The sequence below is a fragment of the Brachybacterium sp. GCM10030252 genome (genome assembly GCF_042666535.1).
GTDB lineage: Bacteria > Actinomycetota > Actinomycetes > Actinomycetales > Dermabacteraceae > Brachybacterium.
The window spans coordinates 141,971-163,868 of record NZ_JBHTDM010000005.1; the positions used below are offsets into that span (position 1 = coordinate 141,971).

Sequence of the window (21,898 nt, forward strand, 5' to 3'; positions counted from 1 at the left end):
AGTCCTCCTCCGCCACGGTGCCGACATGGTGACGATGTCCGGTGCCGATCGGGCCCGACGGGCTGTGCGGTCGGAGATCTCCGTGGCTCTCGGGCACCCTTGACTTCAACCATTGTTCAGCCCTCAGTGTGAGTCAGTGCACGAAGACGACCACCACGGAGGAGAGACGATGACACCCTCGATCCTGGTCACCGGCGCCACGGGAAACACCGGCCGGCACGTCGTAGCAGGGCTCCTCGCCGAGGGGTATCGCGTGCGAGCGCTGACCCGCGACCCGGAGCGAGCGGCTCTTCCTGAGGGGGCGGACGTCGTGGCGGGCGACGTGAGGCGTCCCGCCGACGTGGCGGCCGCGGCGCGGGGCGCGACAGCCGCCTACCTGATCTGGCCGGGAACGGACGACGAGGCCGCCGGCGCGGGGGAGGTCATCGAGGCCCTGGCTCGTCGCGTCGGACGCGTCGTCTACCTGTCCGCGACCGAGGCGGAGGAGGGCGGCGTCTGGGGTGCAGTGGAGCGAGCCATCCGGGACTCGGTTCCCCAGTGGACCTTCCTGCGGGTCTCCGGGCTGGCGGTCAATGCCCTGGCGTGGTCCGACCAGATCCATCGCGGAGTCGTGCGGGCGCCGTTCGGCCGCATGCGCCGCTCGCTCGTCCACGAGCAGGACGTGGCGGCGGTTGCCGTGCGAGCTCTCGTCGACGACGGTCACGCGGGCCGCTCCTACGTCCTCACCGGACCGGAGGCGATCAGCCAGATCGATCAGGTCCGCGTCATCGCCGAGGAGGCTGAGCACGACGCCGTCTGGGAGGAGCAGACGGCGGCTGACGCGCGGCCCGCTCTGGCCGCAGAAGTGGGAGAGGACTTCGCCGACATGATCCTGGCGGCCTGGGCTGCAAGTGCCGACACTCCTGAACCGGTCTCGGAGGACGTCGCTCGGGTCCTTGGCAGGCCGCCGCTCACCTTCTGTCAGTGGGCACGGGACCACCGCGCGGACTTCGCAGCATCCTGACCACACCCGACGTCGTGCCCGGCACACGGAGATGCTCGCGACGGTACGGGGCCAGATCGACGCGGTGGACGGCACCGCCATCGATGGTCAGCCTGACGGTGATCAGCGGGATGCCGCCGGGAGCGATCACCGCGCCGGGAAGACCGTCGATGAGGAGCGGGACGCCCATGAGGATGCGGTGGCGGAACGAGCGGGTCTCCTTCGCGACGGCTCGCGCCCCGTGCACGACGGTCGGAGTCTGAGACGGAAGCAGAGTGCGATCTGCGACGCGCACGGCATCGGGAGCGAGGAGGCGGGTGAGCCGCTCGAGATCCCCACTGCCGGCCGCCTCGAGGAAGGCGGCCACGACGCGCGTGTGCTCCGCGTGCACGGCCGGATCCGTCGGCTGCTCGGGATCGATTCGATGACGAGCACGGCTGGCCAGCTTCTTCGCCGAAGCAGGTGAGGTCTCGAGCACCGAGGCCACCTGCTCGAAGGGGACGCCGAAGATGTCATGGAGGACCAGCGCGACTCGCTGGGGCGGGGTGAGCTGCGTGAGGACGACCAGCAGTGCCCGGGAGACGTCGTCGCGCCGGAGCGCGTGCTCCTCGGGCGCGAGCGCCTCGTCGGCGGGATCCTTCTCGGGCAGGGGAAGCTCCCGGTGGCGCCGCTGGGAGCGGAGATGGTCGAGAGACAGTCGCGCGGTGATCGTGGTCAGCCATCCCTGCGGGTTCTGGATCTCAGCGGAGTCGGCCCGTCGGGCACGCAGGTAGGCCGACTGCACGATGTCTTCCGCATCGTGCACGGAGCCGACGATGCGGAGGGCGACGGCGAGCAGATGGGGCCGAACGTTCTCGAAATCCTCGAGCATGGGTCACCTTTGTCGGGGGCGGGACGTCAGAAGGAGTGAGGAAGCCCCACCTGACGACCCCCGCACGAGAGGCCTGACCATGACTCTACAGATCGTTCGCTTCCGACCTCACGCGAACCGTCTGGCGGACATCGAATCAGCGCTCCACGAGCTCTTCGTCGCCCTTGCTGTAGCTGCCCCGGACGGCGTGGAGTACACGGCCATCCGGGTAGGAGAACCTCCGGAGATACTGCTGCTGCTGGATCTGCGCGATGCCGCTGAGAATCCCCTGACCAGCCTGCCCGAGTCTCTGGCTGTCCGGGAGAGGATCGCCGACTGGGTCGGGCGACCGGTGCCGCCGCAACCGGCGACGGTTCTCGGGCACTACGAGGCATGAGCGCGCCATGCTGATCACGGTACTGAACGTCCTCCTGGTCGTGTGCATCGCCGCGATCATCGCCATCGTCGTGGCGGATCTCCTTCCCGCGAAGTTCGTGCTGGAGAACTCCGACGAGGTCGGCCTGAGCAGATCCGTGCTTCCCCTCCTCGCGGCTCTGAAGGCGGCCGGGGCTCTCGGCCTCGTCGTCGGGCTGCTCTGGCTGCCCTGGGTAGGCCTCGTGGCAGCCACCGGCCTGGTGCTGTTCTACGTCGGCGCCGTCTGGAGGCATGTGAGCGAGCGCGTGCTGCACAACATCGCGTTTCCGCTGGCCTACCTCACCCTCGCGGTCGCGGCGGCGGCACGCTTCACCCTCGGGTGAAGCTGCGGGGCGCCCCCAGCAGGACTCGAACCTGCAACCTACGGATTAGAAGGCCGTTGCTCTATCCATTGAGCTATGGAGGCTGACGGCCCCGGAGTCTACCGAGGATCCGACAGGCCGATCGTACGGACGAGCCCCACGGTGACCGGGGCAATGGTTGTCTGGTCACCATGGCGGAGAACACATCGCGCTCCCGGCGCCGGCAGCTGCAGGTGGCAGCTGTGCTGCTGCTGGTCCAGGGCGTCCTCATGGAGGCCTCCGCCGCCCTCGGCCTGCTGGCGCTGCTGGCCCTGCGCATCCCGCCGGAGGTGATCACGGAGCGCACCGAGATCTTCGCTCTCGCGTATCTCCAGGACAACCTCTACTCGATGATGGCTCTCAGCGGAGTCTTCGCCGCGCTGAGGATCATCGGCGGCATCGCGCTGCTGCGGAACCGGCTCTGGGGGCTGGTGCTGTCTCTGGTCAACTGTGCGGTCACGCTGGTGCTGACGGTCCTGCTGCTGCCGGTGGGGATCGCCGACGGGGTCCTCTCCGGCGCCGCGCTGGTGCTGATCCTGCGGGGCTGGCTGGGCACGGACGAGGCGGGGGCACCGCGTCGGATCGTGCCCTGAGGGATCGTGCCGCTCAGGACTTGCGGTTGTAGATCACCATCGAGATCGGCCCGAACACGGCCACCAGGGCGGCGCAGTAGATGAACACTGTCAGCAGCGACCCGCCGTCGTACGTCCCGCTCATCAGCTCACGCACGGTGCCGACCACCACGGAGATCGGGTTGACCTCGACGGCCGCCCGCAGCCAGCTCGGCATCGTCTCGGGGCTGACGAAGATGTTCGAGGCGAAGGTCAGCGGCATCAGGATGAACATTGAGACGCCCATCGCCGCCTGCTCGCTGCGCACCATCAGCGCGATCATCGTCCACACCCAGGACAGGCTGAAGGAGAACACCAGCAGCAGGGCGAAGGCCGCCAGCACCCCGATCAGGCCGCCGTCGGGACGGAATCCCATCACCACGCCCACCAGCAAGATGATCACTCCCGCCAGCGCATAGCGCACCTGATCCCCGAGCAGCGCGCCCACCAGCTGCGAGGGCCTCCACACCGGCAGGGAGCGGAAGCGGTCGAAGACTCCCTTGGAGATGTCACGGTTCAGGGTGAGCCCGGTGTACATCGTGATCATGATGAGGGTCTGGACGAAGATGCCCGGGATCAGGAACTGCACGTACTGACCCACCGACCCGGCCAGCGCCCCGCCGAAGATGTAGGTGAACATCACCGTCATCATGATCGGGAAGATCGTCACGTCGAACAGCTGCTCGGGGACGTGCTTGATCTTCAGCAGGGCACGCCAGCCGTAGGTGAGGCAGGCGCTGAGCGCCGAGGCGCGGCGGGGACGATCCCCGGGGGCGACGAGGACGCTGCGGATCCGGTCCGGGGCCGTCGCGGTCGCGGTGCCCGGTGAGACGGTGGCCTGGTTCATGACGTGCTCACACTCTCCTCGTCGGCGCGGGTTCCGTCATCGTCGGTGCTGCGGGCTGTGTCGGCGTGCTCACCGGTGAGCGCCAGGAAGACCTCGTCCAGGCTGGGATGGCCCAGAGCGAAGGACTCGACCTCGACATCGGACTCCTCCAGCGCTCGCAGTGCGCCGGCGGCGCCGCTGGTGGACTCCAGTCGCACCACCAGCGCCGAGGGATCCGGCTCCCGCGTGGCCTCCGCCGAGGTGGCGCGGGTGAGGACGTCGGCCGCCAGTTCCCGCTGCGCGGGGTCGGCGACCCGCACCTTCAGTGCCCCGGCGCCCACCTGGGCCTTCAGCTGTCCGGAGGTTCCCTCCGCGATCACGCGGCCGTGATCGATGACGGCGAGGCGGTCGGCGAGCTGATCGGCCTCTTCGAGGTACTGGGTGGTCAGAAGCACGGTCGTCCCGGCGGAGACCAAGGTGCGCACGATGTCCCACACCTGGTTGCGGCTGCGCGGATCGATGCCGGTGGTCGGCTCGTCGAGGAAGATCAGCTCGGGGGTGACCAGCAGGGACCCGGCGATATCGAGGCGGCGGCGCATCCCGCCGGAGTACTTCTTGACCTGGCGGCCGGCGGCGTCATCGAGACCGAAGGCGTCGAGCAGCTCGAGGCCGCGGGAGCGGGCGCGGCGATTGCTGTAGCCCAGCAGGCGTCCCAACAGCATCAGGTTCTCGATGCCGGTGAGGTCCTCGTCCAGCGACGCGAACTGTCCCGTCAAGGCGATCTTCTCGCGCACGGTGCGGGCCTCGGCGACGACATCGTGGCCGAGCACCTGGGCGTGGCCGGCGTCGGGCCGCAGCAACGTCGCGAGCATGCGGATGGCGGTGGTCTTGCCGGCGCCGTTGGGGCCCAGCACCCCGTATACCCCACCGCGGGGGACGACGAGGTCGATACCGTCCACCGCGACGTTGTCGCCGAACCGTTTGACCAGGCCCTCGGTGCGGATTGCTTCACGGTCGGCGTTCACGGGGGCGCCTCCTGGACGTGGACGTGGTCGGCGGGGGCGGACGAGGATGTGCTCGGCCCGGGCAGCTGGGCCGGGCCGTCGGACGAGGCGCCCGCAGGGCGTCACCCGCCATCGTCGACGGCCCGGGCCGGTCAGTCCAGTGCTTTTCGGACATCGTGACCGCTCAGAGATACTCAGCGGCCGACGGTCGCTCTCCTACCGCCCGTGGAAGCGGAGGCTCTTGGGGGCGCGGGAGAAGCCGGCGCGCAGCAGGGCGTCCACGGCTCGGCGGGACGCGGCGGTCTGCTCGGCCTCGGGGGCGGTGACGGCCACGCCGTCGATCTTCTCGATCGCGACGCGTCCCAGGCGCCCCGCATCGGCCGCCTGCGCGAGGGCCGAGGCCGCCTCGTGCTCGCAGCCCTCGTCGTGCTCGAGCCACCACCGCAGCGACCTGCCACCGGCTTCGAGGTAGGCGGCCGCCCGGCCACGGACGATCACCACGTGCGCCCCGGCGCGACGCTGTGGCCGCCCCGCCGCGCGGGACTCCGGCCACGGGAGCACCGCGCCGAAGGGGTTCGCCGGATCCAGCGCGGAGAGGACCACCGTGGGGCCGCCGGGCTGGGCCGAGCGCAGTCGGTCCACGGCAGCGGCCTGGGCGAACTGGGCGGCGCCCAGGCCCTCGACGAAGTAGCCGCGGCGCACAGAGCCGGAGTCCTCGAGATCGGCCAGCTCGCGGAACACCGAGGACCACCCGCCGGGGACAGCTTCCTGGGTGACCGCGCCGCGGGTCAGCAGTCCGTGGCGATCGATCAGCAGGGCGACCCGTGCCGCACGGCGGGCCGAGGGGTCGACATCCGGGATCCGCACCGCGCTCCAGCGCCCCCGGGCGGCCGGTCCCGTCAGCGACGCCAGGGCCGAATCCTCGCTCTCCGCGCGCAGCAGGGAGGCCGACAGCCGGGCGGCACCGCGTCGGCCCCGCCGGGAGGCGGACCCGCCGCGGCGGCCGGGAGACCGAGCGGGCGCGGGACGGGAGGCGGCCTGCTGGCCCGGCAGCGCGGTGAGCGAACCAGGGGTCGCCAGGCCCGCCAGGGCCAGCTCCTCGAGCGCCGCGGCCACCTGGGCCAGCGACAGGGAGGAGTCATCCCCGCGCCGTCGGCGCACCGCGGCGGCCAGGTCGGACAGGCGCACCGGGCCGACGGCATCATCCAGCGCGTCCAGGACCAGCCGAGGAAGGGACCCCGCCTCCAGGGCGGCTCGGGCCCCGGCGATCTCCTCGCCATCGATCCCCAGCGCCATCGCGTCCGCGAGATGGAGCTTGACCAGAGGCTCTCGGGAGCCGCCGCCCCCGCGGGCGGTCAGGACCACCTCGCCGCGCGACAGGGACTCCTCGAGCAGACGCTGGGCGGAGGCCCCCAGTCGCACGGGCAGCAGATCCTCCCGCCACACGCTCAACGGCGCCTCCAATCCGGTGAGCTGGTCGATGACGTCCGCCACTGCGTCCGCGGCAGCATCCGGGTCGGTTGCAGGCGTTGCTGGGGTTGCCGGCTCCCTCCCCACGCCGTGCCATCCCAGCGTGAAGGTGGCGAAGGCAGCGGGCGAGACGGGCGCGATGTCACGGCGGGAGGCGGCCAGCGAGGCCCGTCGGATCCGCCGCAGCACGTCGGCATCGACCCACTCCTCGCTCTCGCGGCCCGGGAGGAAACCGCCCCGGGAGAGCACCCGCCGCGCGGAGAGCTCCGCGAGGGTCGACCGCACGGTCTCGGGCGGCAGCGGAAGATCCTCGATGAGTTCCTCGGCCGTGAAGGGGCCGTGCGAGCGAGCCCACCGCGCCACGACCTGCACCGCGGCGTCCTCGACGGGGTCGAGCACCACCGCCGGCAGCTGTCCCTCAGCGCCGCTGGGCAGCACCTCGTTCCCGGCGGCGTCCCGCCACAGGCCTGCCTCCTCGACCAGGGCGAGATGCTCGTCGTCGTGCCAGTGCAGTCGCAGAATCCTGCCCGCCGCTTCGAGCTCCGCGACAGCGCCGCGGACGGTGGCGGGGTCGGGCGCGGGCGCAGCATCGGTATCGGTATCGGTATCGGAATCGGCAACCGGGCCGGTGCGCGAGAAGCGCGCGAGCACCTGCGCCTGGGTCAGCGGCCCCAGCCGGCGCAGGGCGTCGGCCAGATCCTCAGCGTCCCGGATCGCGCGCTCGGGGCTGAGCAGCTGCGCGTCCGCGCAGACGCGGGCAATCGCCTCCGGCACCAGCAGCTCGCGCAGCGACACGGTCCCCAGCAGCTCCGCCAGGACCGACTGATCCAGGGTCAGGGCCGCGGTGCGGCGCTCTGCCAGCGGGGCGTCGGCGTCGTAGATGAAGGTGCCCTCGTACCCGAACATCACGGCGCGGGCGATGGGGCTGGGCTGGTCGACGTCGACCTCGACCAGCTCGATGCGGCCGGCCTCGAGATCGCCGAGCAGAGCGGTCAGGGCCGGCACGTCGTACTCGTCCTGCAGGCACTCCCGCGCCGCCTCCAGCATCATCGGGAAATCCGGATGGTCCCGGGCGGCGTCCAGCAGGGTGGCCGAGCGCTGTCGCTGCTGCCACAGCGGCGCCCGTGAGGTCGGCACCCGGCGCGGCAGCAGCAGCGCCCGCGCCGAGCATTCGCGGAAGCGGGAGGCGAACAGGGCCGAGGAGCCCACGAGGTGGTGGACCGTCTGTTCGATGACGTCGGGGGAGAACAGCACCAGGGCCGCGGTCGGTGCGGCCGCACCCTGCGGCAGCCGCAGCACGATGCCGTCGTCCGTGGCGACGACCTGGACCTGCGAGCCGCCGGTCTCCCGCAGCCGGTCGCTGATCGCCAGTGCCCACGGGGCGGTGACCCGCCGGCCCAGCGCGCAGTGCACCACGATCCGCCAGTCGCCGAGATCGTCGATGAAGCGCTCGAGGACCAGGCGCCGGCTGCTGGGGATCACCCCGGCGGTCTGGTTCTGCCGCTCCAGCAGCAGGTGCACCTGGGCGCGAGCATGGGGATCCAGACCCAGGCCCGTGAGCGCCTGCTCGCGCTCGCCGGGATCCTGCTCGGCGAGCTCCTCGAGGTACTCGCCGATCGCCTGACCCAGGGTCGGGGGCCGGGTCGCGTTGTCGGCGTGCCAGAACGGGAGCCGCCCGGAGAATCCGGGGGCGGGGGAGACGGTGACCCGCTCATGGGTGATCTCCTCGATCCGCCAGCTCGAGGTGCCCAGCGTGATCACATCACCACGGCGGGACTCATAGACCATCTCCTCGTCCAGCTCGCCGACCCGGCGGGGCTGCTCCGCGCCGGCTTCGAGGAACACCGGGAACAGGCCACGGTCGGGGATCGTGCCGGCATTGGTGACCACCAGGCGCTGCACGCCGGGCCGGGCCGTCAGCACGCCCCGCTCGCGATCGTGGATCAGCCGGGGCCGCAGCTCGGAGAAGGCGGTCGAGGGGTATCGCCCGGTCAGCATGTCGACAACGGCATCGAACGCGCTGCGGGGAAGCTCCGCATAGGGGTGGGCGGACCGGGCCACCTCCAGCCACCGACCGACATCCAGCTCGTCCAGGGCGGCGGCTGAGAGCGTGTGCTGGGCCAGCACATCCAGGGCGTTGCGAGGCACCTCCAGCGGCTCCAGCCGGCCCGCCGCCGCCTCGCGCACCATGAGCGCCGAGTGGACGACGTCCAGCGCATGCAGTGGATGCAGCCTCCCGCGGGAGACGTCGCCGACCCCGTGGCCGGCCCGGCCCACGCGCTGCAGCAGCGAGGCGACCGCGAACGGCGCGGAGACCTGCACGACGCAGTCCACCGCCCCCATGTCGATGCCCAGCTCGAGCGTGGAGGTGGCGACGACGCAGCGCAGCGACCCGGCCTTGAGCAGGTCCTCCGTCTGCCGGCGCGCCTCCTTGGACATGGAGCCGTGATGGACGCGGGCGATCTCGCCGGCCTCAGCGCTACCGCTGTCGCCCTGGAGGTCGGCACGTTCGAGGATCGCCTCGGGCTCGCTCGCGCGCAGCCGTCGATGCAGGAGGTTCAACCGCTCGGCGATCCGCTCGGCCTGACGCCGGGAGTTGGAGAAGACGATCGTGGAGCGGTGCGCCTCGACCTCGGCCAGGACGGCCCGCTCCACGTGCGGCCAGATCGTGCCGGAGACGTCCTCCTCGTCGACCGCGTCGGCCGGGGGAGCGACGTCGTCCATGTCCGGTACGGGCACCGTGACGCCGAGGTCCCACTGCTTGGCGCCCGGCGGGGAGACCACCCGTGCCCTGGTTCCGGCGGGGGAGAGGAAGCGAGCGACCTCCTCAGCGGGCTCCACCGTCGCCGAGAGGCCCAGTCGCTGCGGCCGACGGCGCTCGCCGGGCGCGTCGCCACCCGTGATCAGGGCATCCAGCCGCGCCAGGGACAAGGCCAGATGCACGCCGCGCTTGCTGCCGGCGACCGCGTGGACCTCGTCGAGGATGACGGTGTCCACGTCCATCAGCGTCTCCCGCGCGGCGGAGGTCAGCATGAGGAAGAGCGACTCGGGCGTGGTGATCAGGATGTCCGGCGGGTGAGCGATCAGCCGTCGCCGCTCGGAGGAGGTGGTGTCCCCGGAGCGCACGCCCACTCGGACCGGTGCCGCCTCGTGTCCGGAAGCCTCCGCCTGCGCGGCGATGCCGGCGAGCGGGCGGCGCAGATTGCGCTCGACGTCGACGCCCAGCGCCTTCATCGGGGAGATGTACAGGACCCGGGTGCGCTCCCTGCGCTGCTCCTCGGCCGACGGGGCGAACATGAGATCGTCCAGCGCGCGCAGGAAGGCCGCCAGCGTCTTGCCGGAACCGGTCGGTGCGATCACCAGGGCATCCTCGCCCGAGGCCACGGCGTCCCAGGCGCCCAACTGCACAGGGGTGGGCGCACCGAGATCCCGGGCGAACCATGCCCGCGTGGCCGGGTGCAGGCTCTCCGGCAGCTCGCGGTGCTGTGGTGCGTCGACCGACCTGTCGAACGTCCGGTCGGTGCCGGCGCCCTCCGCGCTCTGCACGGAGGGCGTGATCAGCCGCTGGTCATCGTCGCTCACCCGCCCATTGTCCCGCGGGCGGCTGCCGAGCGGAGCGGATCGAGGATGATCTCGGCCCTGCCACGGGCGGCGAAAAGTGGAAGGATGAGAGGCGATGCGCTTCGAACGCGGAGCGCGCGAGCACGACCGAACGTCTACCGAAAGGGAACGACATGGCGGAATACACGCTTCCGGATCTCGATTACGACTACGGGGCTCTCGCGCCGTCCATCTCGGGGCAGATCATGGAGCTGCACCACTCCAAGCACCACGCGACCTACGTCAAGGGCGCGAACACGGCGCTGGAGCGTCTGGCGGCGGCCCGGGAGTCGGGTGACTTCACCTCGGTCAACCAGTTCTCCAAGGATCTGGCGTTCAACCTCGGTGGTCACACGAACCACTCGATCTTCTGGAAGAACCTCTCCCCGGAAGGTGGGGACAAGCCCACCGGTGAGCTGGCCTCCGCGATCGATGAGTACTTCGGCTCCTTCGATGCGTTCCGTGACCACTTCACCGCGGCGGCGCTGGGTATCCAGGGCTCGGGCTGGGCCGTGCTGGCCTACGAGCCGGCCGGTGGCAATCTGGTGATCGAGCAGTTCTACGATCAGCAGAACGGGGTGCCGGTGGCGACGATCCCGCTGTTCCAGCTGGATATGTGGGAGCACGCCTTCTACCTCGACTANGCGCCTCCGGTCTGGTCGTCCCCCAGGCCGGATCGCGCGCGTCGATCCCGAGGGATCGACACACCATCGCCGGCGGCCGGTCCCCACAACGGGGGCCGGCCGCTTCGCTTGGGCGGCGTCTGCCTGCGCGCGGTTCCGACGAAGATCGAGCCGGCCGGCGTGGCCGGCGCCGCCACCGTTCCTCCCCATGGCCGCTTCGTCCACAGAACCGGCGGAGCACTGGAGGTCAGCGGAGGTCGCGGCAACGCTGGGGAGGGTCGGCACGGAGCCGACGCCGGGACGTCCCCGGAACCTCAGGAAGGACATCACCATGCGCGACCTCAACACAGTTCTCATGGGCAATGCCACCGCTGACCCCAGCGAGCGGCTCCAGAGCGACGGCAGCGTCACCGCGATCGTGCGCATCGCGGTGACCGGCCGCTACTACGACTCGGCCAAAGGCGACTTCACCGACCGCAAGACGGAGTTCATCTCGGTGTTCGCACGCCGGGCGCTGGCCCGCAATCTCATGCGATCGGTGAGCAAGGGCCATCCGCTGGTGGTCTCCGGCCGCCTCGGCAGCTCCGAATGGACGGCGGAGGACGGCACGATCCGTCACTCCCTGACGCTCCAGGCCGAAGCCATCGGCCACGACCTCACCTTCGGGACGGCTTCGTTCACCCGGCCGCTGAAGAACAGCGACATTCCCGATCACGACCCGCACACCGGCGAGATCGCCTCCGAGGCCGTGGACGACGCGGACGTGGACTCGGCGCTGACCGGGGAGGCACCAGTGGAAGGGGCGTTGACGACCGCCTCCTGACGTCGCCGCCTCTCGAGGTCGGCGCTGTCCGAAGCAGTTCGTGGGAAGGAGCTCAGGCGTCGGAGGTCAACGTCTGCACCAGAGCCGCAGAGAGGTCGGGGAGCAGCGCGGCGCCGAGGACATAGCCCTCCTCGTCGCCGCGGTGCACCGCCGACCACGTGGTGCCATCGGCCAGCGCCGCGACCACCACGCGCAGGGGGCGCCCCGCGGGGAGCTCGGTCTCGCCGACCCCGTCGCGCAGCGCCCACGCACTGGGCGCCAGGTCGCACGCAAGGGCTCCGCCTGCTGCCAGGTCCGGCCACTGCACCTCCTGCAGCGCGGCGAGGGGGTCCTGTCGCGGCGCCGAGTCCGCCGGCTCACCCGTGGGGCCCTCGTCGAGATCGATCGGTGTCAGGTGCAGGTCATCAGGGGCGTCCGCGCCGGCGCCGTCGGCGCCCAGCAGTGCTGCGAGGGCGGGCGAGGCCGCCGTCAGCTCCGCACTGCGGGCCAGGGCGAAGAGCCTGGGAGCGGGAAGGGGCTCATCCTCGAGATGGCGGGCCACCTCGAGGACCGCGGCGGCGAGGGCGGCCGTGGGGGCATCGAGCGGGTCCGCGTCGGGAGTCGTCATCGGATCGAGAGGTCCCTTACAGCTTCGGCCTGACAGAATAGAGGGGTCACCGCCATGAGCGGCGGCGCCCACTGTACCCGGAGACCCGACGTTGCTCCCTGCGTAGCTGCAGGTGGTGCCGCCGGCTCCGACCCCGAGGCACCCGAGGTTATCCGTGAGTTTCTCCGCCCCATTCGGCGACATGCCCCGGCCGCGCCCGCGCCCGGCTTCCGACCCGAACACGACGGACCGGCGGAGGATCTCCCCGTTGGCGATCGCCGCGATCGCGGTCGCGGCCCTGATCCTGCTGCTGCTCATCGCATCGGAGCTGTGGACGAAGTATCTCTGGATGGATCAGCTCGGCTTCACCAGCGTGCAGGTCGTCCGCTGGGTCACGCAGGGCATCCTGTTCGTGCTCGGGTTCCTCGTGTTCTCGGTGCCGCTGTTCCTGAGCCTGCGGATGGCCTACACCAAGCGTCCGGTCTACCCGCCGGTCACGCGTGAGCAGGAAGCCCTCGAGCAGTTCCGCTCCGCGGTCGATCCTCTGCGCCGCGGCGTGACCATCGCAGCACCGCTGATCATCGGGGCATTCGGCGGGCTGGCGGCCTCGCGCGGCTGGCAGGACGTCCAGCTGTTCCTGCATCCCCAGCCCTTCGGCGAGGTCGATCCGATCTTCGCCAACGACATCTCGTTCTACGTCTTCACGCTGCCCGTGATCGACATGATCATCAACTTCGGCAGGTTCGTCCTGCTGGTGACGATCGTGGGCGCGGTCATCGGCCACTTCATCTACGGCGGTGTCGCCTGGGGGCAGGAGAGCGGGCTCGAGGTCACGCGCGCCGCGCGCCGGCACCTCGGTGTCCTGGCCGCGATCTACGTGCTGATCCTCGGTGCGGGGCACTGGTTCCAGCGCTATGACCTGCTGACCGCCGAGCACGACCGCTTCCACGGTGCCTCGTACGCCGACGAGAACGCCATCCTGCCCGCGCAGACCATCCTGGCGATCGCCGCTGTGGCGGTCGCGGCCCTGTTCGTGCTGTGGATCTTCCGGTCCGACTGGCGGATCCCCGCGATCGGCGCCGGCCTGATGATCCTGTCCACGCTGGCCGTGGGGAACCTCTATCCCTGGGCCATCCAGCAGTTCCAGGTCCAGCCCAACGAGCGTGCGCTGGAACAGCCCTTCATCCAGCGCAACATCGACGCCACCCGCGCCGCGTTCGACATCGACGACGTCAACGAGGTCTCCTACACCGCGACCACCGACGCCGAGCCGGGCGCTTTGCGCGAGGACGCCTCGACCACCGCGCAGATCCGCCTGATGGACCCCAACATCATCTCGCCCACGTTCGAGCAGCGCGAGGCGAACCGTCGCTACTGGGGCTTCGACGACGTGCTCAGCGTGGACCGCTACGAGATCGACGGCGAACTGCAGGACACCGTCATCGGCGTGCGTGAGCTGCGACCGGACAAGTTCGGCCTCAACGAGCGCTCATGGGTGGATCAGCACATCATCTACACCCACGGCTACGGCACCGCCGCCGCCTATGGCAATCAGCGCAACGCCGATGGAGAGCCCAGCTTCCTGCAGTCCGGTGTGCCCGGCGATGGTGCCTTCGGCGACTACGAGGAGCGGGTCTACTTCGGCCGTCACTCTCCGGACTACTCCATCGTCGGCGCCCCCGAAGGCCATGAGCCCGAGGAGTTCGACTACCAGTCCGGGACCGATGACGAGGAGGGCGGAGACCAGGTCTACAACACCTTCCAAGGTGATGGCGGCCCCTCCGTCGGCGGCTTCTTCAACCAGCTGCTGTACTCGATCAAGTTCCGCGATCCCAACATCCTGATCTCGGGGTACCTCAACGAAGAGTCGCAGATCCTCTACGACCGCGACCCGCAGGAGAGGGTCCGCCAGGTCGCGCCGTTCCTCTCGCTGGACTCCCAGATGTACCCGGCCGTCGTGGACGGGGAGATGGTGTGGGTCATCGATGGGTACACGACCACCGACGAGTACCCGTACTCCCAGTCCGCCGAGCTGGACGGGGTCGTCGATGATTCGCAGACCAACCCCAACGAGACCGCAGCTGCGCGTGACCGCGAGGCGAACTACATGCGCAACGGCGTCAAGGCGACGGTCAACGCGTTCGACGGGTCGGTGACCCTGTACTCCTGGGACACCGAGGACCCGATCCTCAAGGCGTGGTCCGAGGTGTTCCCCGATGCCCTCCAGCCCGCCTCGGAGATCAGTGGTGAGCTGATGAGCCACCTGCGCTACCCGGCGGACTACTTCAAGGCACAGCGCGAGATGCTCTCGAAGTACCACGTCACCGACGCGGACGACTTCTTCGGCCAGCAGGACTTCTGGCAGGTCTCGCCGGATCCGACCGTTCCGGCTCCGGAGAATCCGGATGGCAGCTCCGGCGAGCAGCCCGCCCAGCCGCCGATGTACCTGTCGATGCAGATGCCCAACGCGGATGAACCCAGGTTCACGCTCTCCTCGAGCTATATCCCGACAGAGGGCCAGAACGTGCTCACGGGCTACCTGGCGGTGGATTCCGAGACCGGCAGCACGGAGGGCAACCCTGCGGACTCCTACGGTGACAAGACGCTGCTGGTGCTGCCCGCCTCGAACCCGGTCAACGGGCCGGGGCAGGTGCAGGCCACGTTCAACGCCGAACCGAACGTCTCCCAAGCCCTGAACCTGCTGAAATCGGGCAACTCCGAGGTGATCAACGGCAACCTGCTCACGCTGCCCGTCGGCGGCGGTCTGCTGTACGTCCAGCCGGTGTTCCTGCAGTCCTCCGCCTCCGGCGGCGGCACGCAGTACCCGCTGCTGCAGATGGTGCTGGTCTCCTTCGGCGACAAGATCGGCTTCGCCCCGACGCTCGACGAGGCCCTGGATCTGGTCTTCGGCGGTGATTCCGGCGCCACCGCCGGCGACGCCGAGGTCACCGACCCCGACGGTGTCGCCGGTACCGCCGACACCGAGACCGGCGAGGGCACGGTCGAGACGCCGGACGGCGAGGAGGCGCCGGCGGACGGCGAGGAGCCCCCGGCCGACGAGGAGCAGCCCGCAGACCAGGGAGGCTCCGCCCAGGAGCGTCTCGACCAGGCCCTGGCGGATATGGACGCCGCCGTGAAGGACTCGGAGGAGGCCATGGCAGCGGGGGACTGGGCGGCCTACGGCGAGGCCCAGGAGCGCGTCGCCGACGCCCTCCAGCGCGCCGTCGAGGCCAACGAGGAGCTCGGCGGGTCCGGCGTCCCGGCTCAGCCGTCCGATGGCGGGGGCGGCTGAGCCTCGGCTCCTGACTCCTGCCTGATCAGGACGCCCGATCGCTCCGGTGCCATGCCGCTGCGGTCGGGCGTTTTGACGTTCGCGCAGGTGAACGGGCCATGAACGTGTGATGGCACACGTTGGACGGCGATGAGTTGGACGCCGGCGGGCGGTGCCCGTAAAGTTATGGATGTCGCCGCGGGGTGGAGCAGTTCGGTAGCTCGCCGGGCTCATAACCCGGAGGTCGTAGGTTCAAATCCTGCCCCCGCTACGAGATAGGGCCCCTGGTCCGGTGGAAACACCGACCAGGGGCCTTTGTGCTGTGCCCTCGAACGGCACCGCAGGTCAGCACCTGGCTCTGGCAGGATATCGACCATGACGACGCCATCTCTGCCCGAGCCCCGGACCCTGCTCTTCATCGGCGACTCCATCACCGACTGCCAACGCCGCGAGGATCCCGAGGAGCTGGGATACGGCTACGTACGCCTGATCGCCGAGCACTTCGCCGCCCACGAGCCCACAGCTCGGGTCATCAACCGCGGGATCGGCGGGCACAAGGTCGCGGACCTCGTCGGCCGCTTCGGTCCGGACTGCCTCGACCTCGATCCGGACGTCGTCACGATCTATGTCGGTGTCAACGATGCCTGGCACCGCTTCACCCGGGGCGAGGAGATCACGCCCGAGGAGTTCGAAGAGGGCTACCGCTTCCTGCTCGACCAGCTCTCGGCCACCCGGCCCGCCGTGCCGGTGCTGCTGGTGATCCCGTTCGTCGTCGACGTCGACGAGGACAAGACGATCATCCACACGGACCTGGACGTGAAGGTCCGGATCATCCGCGATCTCGCCCGCGAGTTCGGCCATGCCGTCGTCGACCTCGAGGCGGTGCTCCAGCGCGCCTGGAGCGTCGGTCACACCCCGCTCAGCATCGCCGAGGACGGCGTGCATCCGACGATCGCCGGGCACCGACTCATCGCCGACGCCTGGCTGGAGACGTTCGCCCAGGTCGATACGGCCCGCCGCTGACAGCACCCGTCCGAACCGGTCGCGTCCTCAGCGCAGCGGCGGCGTCACGTCCAGCGAGAGGAAGCCGCGGCGGAAGGTGCGGGCGTCGACCACCAGCAGCCGGCCCGGACGCACCGGGTTGCGCAGCCGCACGTGCCCGCTGCGGGGATCGGCGCCCACCACCGCGAACACGTGGTTCGGCGGCAACCGGCCGTGGGCGGTGGTGACGAGCCCGCTGAGCGGATGCGTAGAGGCGGCGACCGCCCTGCCCTCGTCGGTCCAGGCCGCCAGCTGGGCAGCAGGCGGCAGGCGCAGCAGCGTCCGCACTCGCATCCCCAGCAGCAGTTCGAACCCGAAGCGCGCGAAGCCGCGCTGAATGTAGCCGTAGCCGCCGGCCACATACGCGGTGATCGCCTTCTCCAGGGCGCCCGCCCAGCCAGGATTCGCACCGTCGCGCCTCGCGTAGAGGAACTCGCCGGCGTCGTCGACGGGCATCATCCGATCCACGCGGATCGGGTGGCCCAGCGCGGGAAGATGCATCTCGACAGTTCCGTCGGGCAATGCCGACAGCAGCTGGGCGAGACGCTCCGGGGCGGTCTCGTGGATCGCCAGCATCGCGGCGAGCAGCCAGCAGTCCCCGAGGCGTCCCTGCCGGGGCCGCAGCAGACGCGGGGGAGCCAGGGGACCGGTGTCCTGCCTCCATCCGGCGGCGCGGGGACCGAGGCCGGGTGTTGCCGGCACATATGCCTCGCGCGCCCGCCCGGTCAGGGCGAGCGCGCGAAGGGTGCGGCGCCAGGTCCGCACGCGGGGCCGCGAGTCGGGCGCCATCAGGATCGTGCCCGGTGGGATGCTCGCGGTCTCGTACGGTCCTCGGCGATCAGTGGGCCTCGGCGGGGACGATCTTCTGCCCGGTGTGCTCCATGACCTCGTGGAACCAGGGCTGGGAGATGTCGAAGGCCTTGTGGCCGGCGATGCGCTCGAACTCGATCGCGCGCAGCACGTCCTCGTTGCCCTCGTCGTGGCCGATCACGCCCGATCCACCCTCGAGGGCGGTCTGGACGGCGAGGTCGGTCATGGACTTGATCAGACGCAGGTCCTCGGCGTTGGCCTTGGCCGAGCGGGAGAAGTAGCCGGACTTCTGGACCATGACCTTCTCGGCGCCGAGCTTGGCGGCGAACTGGTCGGCGAACCACTGGCCGGGGTTGATCTTGTCGATCTTGACGTGGCCGAAGGGGTCCTTCTCGGGCTCCACGCCGCGGGCCTGCATCTCGGCGATGATCTCCGGGATGCCGGCGCCCTCGGACAGGAAGATGTTCACGCAGCCGACCTCGTCCATGACGCCCTTGAGCCGCTCGGCCTCGGCGTCGATGTCCAGCGCCAGCTCGGGCAGGAACACCGCGTGGACGTCCCAGCGCTCGGCGCGGTGGCCGATCGAGGGCAGCCACTCCTGCTGGGCGTGCCAGCGCTGGTAGAAGCGTGCGGCCTCGGCGGTGAGGTACCCGCAGGCGCGGCCCATGATCTCGTGGACGATGAGCATGCGCGGGTTCGAGCCGTGCTCGGCGATGATGTTCTGGGCGAAGATGCTGGTCTGCTCGGCGGCGCTCTGGGCGCCGAGGGACTGGCGGATCGGCACGATGTCGTTGTCGATCGTCTTGGGCAGGCCGACGACCTGGAGGTCGTGGCCGTTGTCGTGGAGGTACTTCGCCAGGTCCGCGGCGGTGGTGTTGGTGTCGTCGCCGCCGATGGTGTGCAGGACGTCGACGCCGTCCTCCTGGAGCTTGGTGGCCGCCACCTCGAGGGCGTCCTGGCCCTCCTCGATCAAGCCGCGCTCGACGAGGTTCGCGGTGTTGGTGAGCTTGACGCGGGAGTTGCCGATGGGGGAGCCGCCGTAGTTGTGCAGCAGGCCCGCCTTGGCGCGCACCTCGTCATCGACGACGATCTTCTCCCCGGTCAGCAGACCCCAGTAGCCGTGCTTGTACGCGATGATCTCGACATCGGGCACCAGCTCGTTGTAGCGCTCGATGAGGCCGCCGACGGCGGAGGACAGGCAGGGGGCATAGCCACCTGCGGTCAGCAGGGCGACGCGCTTGACGGTCATGGAGAGGGGGTCCCTTCACGGTTCGGGGTCACGACTCGACGAGTCTACCGATGCCCGGCCCCTCCGCCGCGCGGCGTCCGTCCCCTCAGACGGCCTCGGCCGCGAGCGCGGTGAGGATCTCCTCGTGCAGCAGCCCGTTGGTGGCCACGGCGTTGCCGCCGAAGGGACCGTCCTCGCCGTCCAGCGAGGTGAATCGCCCGCCCGCCTCGGTGACGATCGGCGCCAGGGCGACCATGTCGTGCAGAGCGAGCTCGGGCTCGCAGGCGACGTCGACAGCGCCCTCGGCGACCAGCATGTACGACCAGAAGTCGCCGTAGGCGCGGGTGCGCCAGAAGCGCTGCATGAGGTTGAGCATCTGCGGGAGCCGGTCGCGCTCGGCCCAGCCGTGCAGGGAGGAGTAGGACAGCGAGGCCTCCTCCAGCCGGTCGATGCCGGAGACGCTGAGCCGGGTGGCGCTGTTGATCCGCGAACCGGTCCATGCCCCGGCGCCGGTGCCTCCCCACCATCTGCGGCCGAGCGAGGGGGCGGAGACGAGGCCGACGACGGGCCGGCCGTCCTCGATCAGACCGATCAGGGTTCCCCACACCGGGACCCCGCGCACGAAGTTGCTGGTGCCGTCGATGGGGTCGATGACCCACTGGCGCGGTGAGGAGCCGGTGGTGCCGAACTCCTCGCCGATCACCTGGTCCCGGGAGCGGGCACGGGCCAGCTGCGCGCGCACCAGCTGTTCGGCGGCCTTGTCGGCGTCGGTGACCTCGGTGAGATCGGGCTTGGTGGTGACCTCGAGATCCTGCGCCTTGAAGCGGGACAGCGTCAGCTGGTCCACAGCATCGGCGAGCACATGGGCGAGGCGCAGGTCGTCGGCATAGCGGCTGGACATGGAGCCCACCCTAGAGCTCCGGGGGCCCGCAGCCGCGCAGCGACGCGGAACCACGGGGCGGAGCCGGGCGTCCCGGTGCGGAGAATCCGCCCTGCGCGATTCGGGCCCGGCCGCGGGGCGCGGTCACACGTCCCAGGGGTCGTTCTGGCGCAGCGTGACCGCCAGCCTGCGATAGGAGGCCAGACGGGCCGGTCCCGCGCTGCCGGCCGCTCCGGTCTCGACCAGCTCGTCGAGGGCGCAGTCCGGAGCGTCCTCCAGGTGGCTGCAGCCCCGGGGGCAGGACTCGGCGAGGCCGGCCAGATCCTCGAAGGCATCCAGCAGCTCGTCGGGATCGACGTGCCCCAACCCGAAGGAGCGCACCCCCGGGGTGTCGATCACCCACCCGTCGGCGCCCGGCAGCTGCATCGCGAGCGCCGAGGAGGAGGTGTGGCGGCCACGGCCGGTGACGTCGTTGACCTCGCCGATGGCCCGGTCGGTGCCGGGGACCAGCGCGTTGATCAGGGTGGACTTGCCGACGCCGGAGTGGCCGATGAGCACGCTGATGCGGCCGGAGAGCCGCTCGCGCAGCTCCTCGAGACCCTCGACCTCCCCATCGGGGCGGCGACGGGTCACGACGTGGTCCAGGCCCAGCGGGGTGTAGCTGCGCAGGAACTCCTCGGGGGAGCGCAGATCGGCCTTGGTCAGCACCAGCAGGGCATCCACCCCGGCGACGTAGGCCGCCACCAGGCAGCGGTCGATCATCCCGCCGCGCGGCTCCGGTTCGGCGACGGCGGTCACCATCACCATCAGGTCGACATTGGCGACCAGCGGGCGCTCGGTGGAGTCGTCGTCGTCGGCGCTGCGGCGCAGGAACGAGCTGCGCTCGTGGATCCGCACGATCCTCGCCAGCGTCCCCTCGCGACCCGAGGTGTCACCGACCAGTCCCACCAGGTCGCCGGGGACGACGGGGGAGCGGCCCAGCTCCCGGGCGCGCATCGCGGTCACGGTGCGCTCCTCATCCGTGCCCGCGCCGACCACGGTCCGCCAGCGCCCGCGGTCGACCGAGACCACGCGTGCGGTGATCGCGTCGGCGTGCGCCGGGCGGTCCTTCGTGCGGGGCCGCGACCCGCGACGGTTGGGCCGGACGCGGACGTCGGCCTCGTCGTAGTCGCGCGGTGATCGGCTCACGCGTCCTCGCCGGCGGGCGGGTCGGTGTGCAGCATCGACAGCCACATCCCCACGAAGTCCGGCAGGGTCTTCTGGGTGGTGCCGATGTCGACGACCCGCAGGTCGGGCACACGCAGACCGAGGATGGCGGCGGCGGTGGCGAGCCGGTGGTCCTCGTAGGTCTCGAACGTGTCCCCGTGCAGCTCGCCCGGGTGGATCTCGAGACCGTCCTCGTGCTCGAGAGTGCGTGCGCCGACCTTGGTCAGCTCCGTGGCCAGGGCCTTCAGCCGGTCCGTCTCGTGGCCGCGCAGATGCCCCACGCCCCGCAGCCGGGACGGCGAATCGGCCAGGGCGGCGACGGCGGCGATCGTCGGCACCAGCTCGCCGACGGCGGACATGTCCGCGTCGATGCCCTGGACGGCGCCGGTCCCGCGCACGGTGAGAGTGCGGCCCTCGCGCCAGACCTCGGCGCCCATCCGGCTGAACAGGTCCCGATAGGCGTCTCCGGGCTGTGTGGTGACCTCCGGCCAGTCGTCCACGGCCATGGTGCCGCCGGTGACCATCGCGGCGGCGAGGAACGGGCCCGCGTTCGAGAGATCGGGTTCCACCGTGGTGGCGACCGGTTCGATCTCGCCGCGGGCGACGGTCCACACCGGCCTGCCCGTCCCGTCCCTGTGGTGCGCGGTCTCGACGCCGGCCTGGCGCAGCGTCTCCACGGTCATCTCGATGTGCGGCAGGGACGGGAGCGTCTTGCCCACGTGGACGAGCTCGAGGTCCGCCTCACCACGGGCCCCGACCAGTAGCACGTTGGAGATGAACTGGCTGGAGGCCGAGGCATCGATCTCGACCCGGCCGCCGCCGAGGCGCCCGGTGCCGTGCACGGTGAGCGGCAGGTGGCCGGGCACTCCGTGCTCGGTGACCCCCACGCCCTGCTGCCGAAGGGCCGCGATCACGGCGCTCATGGGCCGTGCCAGGGCCGCATCGTCCCCGGTGAACCGCACGTCCCCGTGGTGCAGCGCCGCCAGCATCGGCACGAAGCGCATGACGGTCCCTGCCAGACCCGTGTGGATCTCGATCGGATCCGCAGGATGCGGCGAAGGCGGCGGGAGCGGATGGATGCGCAGCGAGTCCTCATGGACCTCGAGGGTGGCCCCGAGGCGTTCGAGCGCATCGCGCATCAGGCGGGTGTCCCGCGAGACCAGGGCCCCGCGCAGATCGGAAGGTCCCGCCCCGGCGGCCGCCAGCACCATCCAGCGGGCGGTCAGCGATTTCGATCCCGGGACCCGCACCAGGGCATCGACGGGTCTGTCGGCGACCGGTGCCGTCCACAGGACCTCGGGGGACACGGCC

Annotated in this window: 17 protein-coding genes, 2 tRNA genes and 1 pseudogene; 9 read left to right on the forward strand and 11 right to left on the reverse strand. The window is 70.7% G+C overall.

Going from position 1 to position 21,898, the window contains the following annotated elements; genetic code table 11:
- Positions 1-169: 169 nt before the first annotated feature.
- Complete coding sequence (locus ACFQRJ_RS04695) at positions 170-1,003, forward strand: SDR family oxidoreductase (RefSeq protein ID WP_377017556.1); 834 nt, start codon at positions 170-172, stop codon at positions 1,001-1,003.
- Here the strand turns inward: ACFQRJ_RS04695 and ACFQRJ_RS04700 are convergent.
- The gene (locus ACFQRJ_RS04700; RefSeq protein ID WP_377017559.1) at positions 951-1,853 is read right to left on the reverse strand and encodes a sigma-70 family RNA polymerase sigma factor; all 903 of its coding nucleotides are present in this window, start codon (positions 1,851-1,853) and stop codon (positions 951-953) included. The genes ACFQRJ_RS04695 and ACFQRJ_RS04700 overlap by 53 nt on opposite strands.
- A gap of 79 nt (positions 1,854-1,932) precedes the next feature.
- Here ACFQRJ_RS04700 and ACFQRJ_RS04705 point away from each other — a divergent pair, with 79 nt between their 5' ends.
- A complete protein-coding gene (locus ACFQRJ_RS04705; RefSeq protein ID WP_377017561.1) occupies positions 1,933-2,229 on the forward strand; it encodes a hypothetical protein in 297 nt (98 codons plus the stop codon).
- 7 nt (positions 2,230-2,236) lie between these two features.
- Positions 2,237-2,590: a DoxX family protein gene (locus ACFQRJ_RS04710; protein ID WP_377017563.1), complete on the forward strand. Its 354-nt coding sequence runs from the start codon at positions 2,237-2,239 to the stop codon at positions 2,588-2,590.
- 10 nt (positions 2,591-2,600) lie between these two features.
- Here the strand turns inward: ACFQRJ_RS04710 and ACFQRJ_RS04715 are convergent.
- A tRNA-Arg gene (locus ACFQRJ_RS04715) sits at positions 2,601-2,673 on the reverse strand.
- An 87-nt stretch (positions 2,674-2,760) separates the two neighbouring features.
- Here ACFQRJ_RS04715 and ACFQRJ_RS04720 point away from each other — a divergent pair.
- Positions 2,761-3,201, forward strand: a complete 441-nt coding sequence (locus tag ACFQRJ_RS04720; protein WP_377017566.1) for a hypothetical protein — start codon at positions 2,761-2,763, stop codon at positions 3,199-3,201.
- 13 nt (positions 3,202-3,214) lie between these two features.
- Here the strand turns inward: ACFQRJ_RS04720 and ACFQRJ_RS04725 are convergent, their stop codons facing one another.
- From ACFQRJ_RS04725 to ACFQRJ_RS04735, 3 genes are all read right to left on the reverse strand, one after another.
- Complete coding sequence (locus ACFQRJ_RS04725) at positions 3,215-4,066, reverse strand: ABC transporter permease (protein WP_377017568.1); 852 nt, start codon at positions 4,064-4,066, stop codon at positions 3,215-3,217.
- Positions 4,063-5,070, reverse strand: a complete 1,008-nt coding sequence (locus ACFQRJ_RS04730; RefSeq protein ID WP_377017571.1) for an ATP-binding cassette domain-containing protein — start codon at positions 5,068-5,070, stop codon at positions 4,063-4,065. Before ACFQRJ_RS04730 ends, ACFQRJ_RS04725 begins: the two co-directional genes overlap by 4 nt.
- Positions 5,071-5,265: 195 nt before the next feature.
- Positions 5,266-10,101: a DEAD/DEAH box helicase gene (locus ACFQRJ_RS04735; protein ID WP_377017573.1), complete on the reverse strand. Its 4,836-nt coding sequence runs from the start codon at positions 10,099-10,101 to the stop codon at positions 5,266-5,268.
- A gap of 152 nt (positions 10,102-10,253) precedes the next feature.
- Between ACFQRJ_RS04735 and ACFQRJ_RS04740 the strand changes: the two are divergent.
- Both ACFQRJ_RS04740 and ACFQRJ_RS04745 read left to right on the forward strand, forming a co-directional pair.
- A pseudogene (locus tag ACFQRJ_RS04740) lies at positions 10,254-10,760 on the forward strand (superoxide dismutase); the annotation flags it as partial.
- Between the two features lie 313 nt (positions 10,761-11,073).
- Positions 11,074-11,565 (forward strand): single-stranded DNA-binding protein, encoded by a 492-nt coding sequence (locus ACFQRJ_RS04745; RefSeq protein WP_377017576.1) that lies wholly within the window; start codon positions 11,074-11,076, stop codon positions 11,563-11,565.
- 52 nt (positions 11,566-11,617) lie between these two features.
- Here ACFQRJ_RS04745 and ACFQRJ_RS04750 read toward each other — a convergent pair whose 3' ends face one another.
- Entirely contained in the window at positions 11,618-12,172 is a 555-nt protein-coding gene (locus ACFQRJ_RS04750) for a PPA1309 family protein (RefSeq protein WP_377017578.1), read from the reverse strand.
- Between the two features lie 181 nt (positions 12,173-12,353).
- On the opposite strand from ACFQRJ_RS04750, the gene ACFQRJ_RS04755 reads away from it, so the two are divergent.
- The 3 genes from ACFQRJ_RS04755 to ACFQRJ_RS04765 all read left to right on the forward strand — a co-directional run bounded on the left by ACFQRJ_RS04755 (position 12,354) and on the right by ACFQRJ_RS04765 (position 16,445).
- Positions 12,354-15,443 (forward strand): UPF0182 family protein, encoded by a 3,090-nt coding sequence (locus ACFQRJ_RS04755; RefSeq protein WP_377017625.1) that lies wholly within the window; start codon positions 12,354-12,356, stop codon positions 15,441-15,443.
- Between the two features lie 176 nt (positions 15,444-15,619).
- Positions 15,620-15,693 (forward strand) — tRNA-Met (locus tag ACFQRJ_RS04760).
- A 104-nt stretch (positions 15,694-15,797) separates the two neighbouring features.
- The gene (locus ACFQRJ_RS04765; protein WP_377017580.1) at positions 15,798-16,445 is read left to right on the forward strand and encodes an SGNH/GDSL hydrolase family protein; all 648 of its coding nucleotides are present in this window, start codon (positions 15,798-15,800) and stop codon (positions 16,443-16,445) included.
- Between the two features lie 27 nt (positions 16,446-16,472).
- On the opposite strand, the gene ACFQRJ_RS04770 is transcribed toward ACFQRJ_RS04765, so the two are convergent.
- The 5 genes from ACFQRJ_RS04770 to aroA form a co-directional block, all read right to left on the reverse strand.
- On the reverse strand, positions 16,473-17,252 hold the full coding sequence (locus tag ACFQRJ_RS04770; RefSeq protein ID WP_377017582.1) for a C2 family cysteine protease: 780 nt from the start codon (positions 17,250-17,252) through the stop codon (positions 16,473-16,475).
- A gap of 49 nt (positions 17,253-17,301) precedes the next feature.
- Positions 17,302-18,522, reverse strand: a complete 1,221-nt coding sequence (locus ACFQRJ_RS04775) for a pyrophosphate--fructose-6-phosphate 1-phosphotransferase (protein ID WP_377017584.1) — start codon at positions 18,520-18,522, stop codon at positions 17,302-17,304.
- An 85-nt stretch (positions 18,523-18,607) separates the two neighbouring features.
- A complete protein-coding gene (locus ACFQRJ_RS04780; protein WP_377017587.1) occupies positions 18,608-19,402 on the reverse strand; it encodes an inositol monophosphatase family protein in 795 nt (264 codons plus the stop codon).
- Between the two features lie 123 nt (positions 19,403-19,525).
- Positions 19,526-20,569 carry a ribosome small subunit-dependent GTPase A gene (rsgA, locus tag ACFQRJ_RS04785; protein WP_377017589.1) on the reverse strand — a complete coding sequence of 348 codons (1,044 nt, stop codon included), beginning with the start codon at positions 20,567-20,569 and terminating at the stop codon, positions 19,526-19,528.
- Positions 20,566-21,894, reverse strand: a complete 1,329-nt coding sequence (aroA, locus tag ACFQRJ_RS04790; RefSeq protein WP_377017591.1) for a 3-phosphoshikimate 1-carboxyvinyltransferase — start codon at positions 21,892-21,894, stop codon at positions 20,566-20,568. The genes rsgA and aroA overlap by 4 nt, the downstream gene beginning before the upstream one ends.
- Positions 21,895-21,898: the final 4 nt, after the last annotated feature.

Excerpts from the sequence above, each read along its gene's own strand:
- ACFQRJ_RS04695 (WP_377017556.1), top strand. The coding sequence starts at position 170 with ATGACACCCTCGATCCTGGTCACCGGCGCCACGGGAAACACCGGCCGG.
- ACFQRJ_RS04700 (WP_377017559.1), bottom strand. The coding sequence starts at position 1,853 with ATGCTCGAGGATTTCGAGAACGTTCGGCCCCATCTGCTCGCCGTCGCC.
- ACFQRJ_RS04705 (WP_377017561.1), top strand. The coding sequence starts at position 1,933 with ATGACTCTACAGATCGTTCGCTTCCGACCTCACGCGAACCGTCTGGCG.
- ACFQRJ_RS04710 (WP_377017563.1), top strand. The coding sequence starts at position 2,237 with ATGCTGATCACGGTACTGAACGTCCTCCTGGTCGTGTGCATCGCCGCG.
- ACFQRJ_RS04720 (WP_377017566.1), top strand. The coding sequence starts at position 2,761 with ATGGCGGAGAACACATCGCGCTCCCGGCGCCGGCAGCTGCAGGTGGCA.
- ACFQRJ_RS04725 (WP_377017568.1), bottom strand. The coding sequence starts at position 4,066 with ATGAACCAGGCCACCGTCTCACCGGGCACCGCGACCGCGACGGCCCCG.
- ACFQRJ_RS04745 (WP_377017576.1), top strand. The coding sequence starts at position 11,074 with ATGCGCGACCTCAACACAGTTCTCATGGGCAATGCCACCGCTGACCCC.
- ACFQRJ_RS04750 (WP_377017578.1), bottom strand. The coding sequence starts at position 12,172 with ATGACGACTCCCGACGCGGACCCGCTCGATGCCCCCACGGCCGCCCTC.
- ACFQRJ_RS04755 (WP_377017625.1), top strand. The coding sequence starts at position 12,354 with ATGCCCCGGCCGCGCCCGCGCCCGGCTTCCGACCCGAACACGACGGAC.
- ACFQRJ_RS04765 (WP_377017580.1), top strand. The coding sequence starts at position 15,798 with ATGACGACGCCATCTCTGCCCGAGCCCCGGACCCTGCTCTTCATCGGC.
- ACFQRJ_RS04770 (WP_377017582.1), bottom strand. The coding sequence starts at position 17,252 with ATGGCGCCCGACTCGCGGCCCCGCGTGCGGACCTGGCGCCGCACCCTT.
- ACFQRJ_RS04775 (WP_377017584.1), bottom strand. The coding sequence starts at position 18,522 with ATGACCGTCAAGCGCGTCGCCCTGCTGACCGCAGGTGGCTATGCCCCC.
- ACFQRJ_RS04780 (WP_377017587.1), bottom strand. The coding sequence starts at position 19,402 with ATGTCCAGCCGCTATGCCGACGACCTGCGCCTCGCCCATGTGCTCGCC.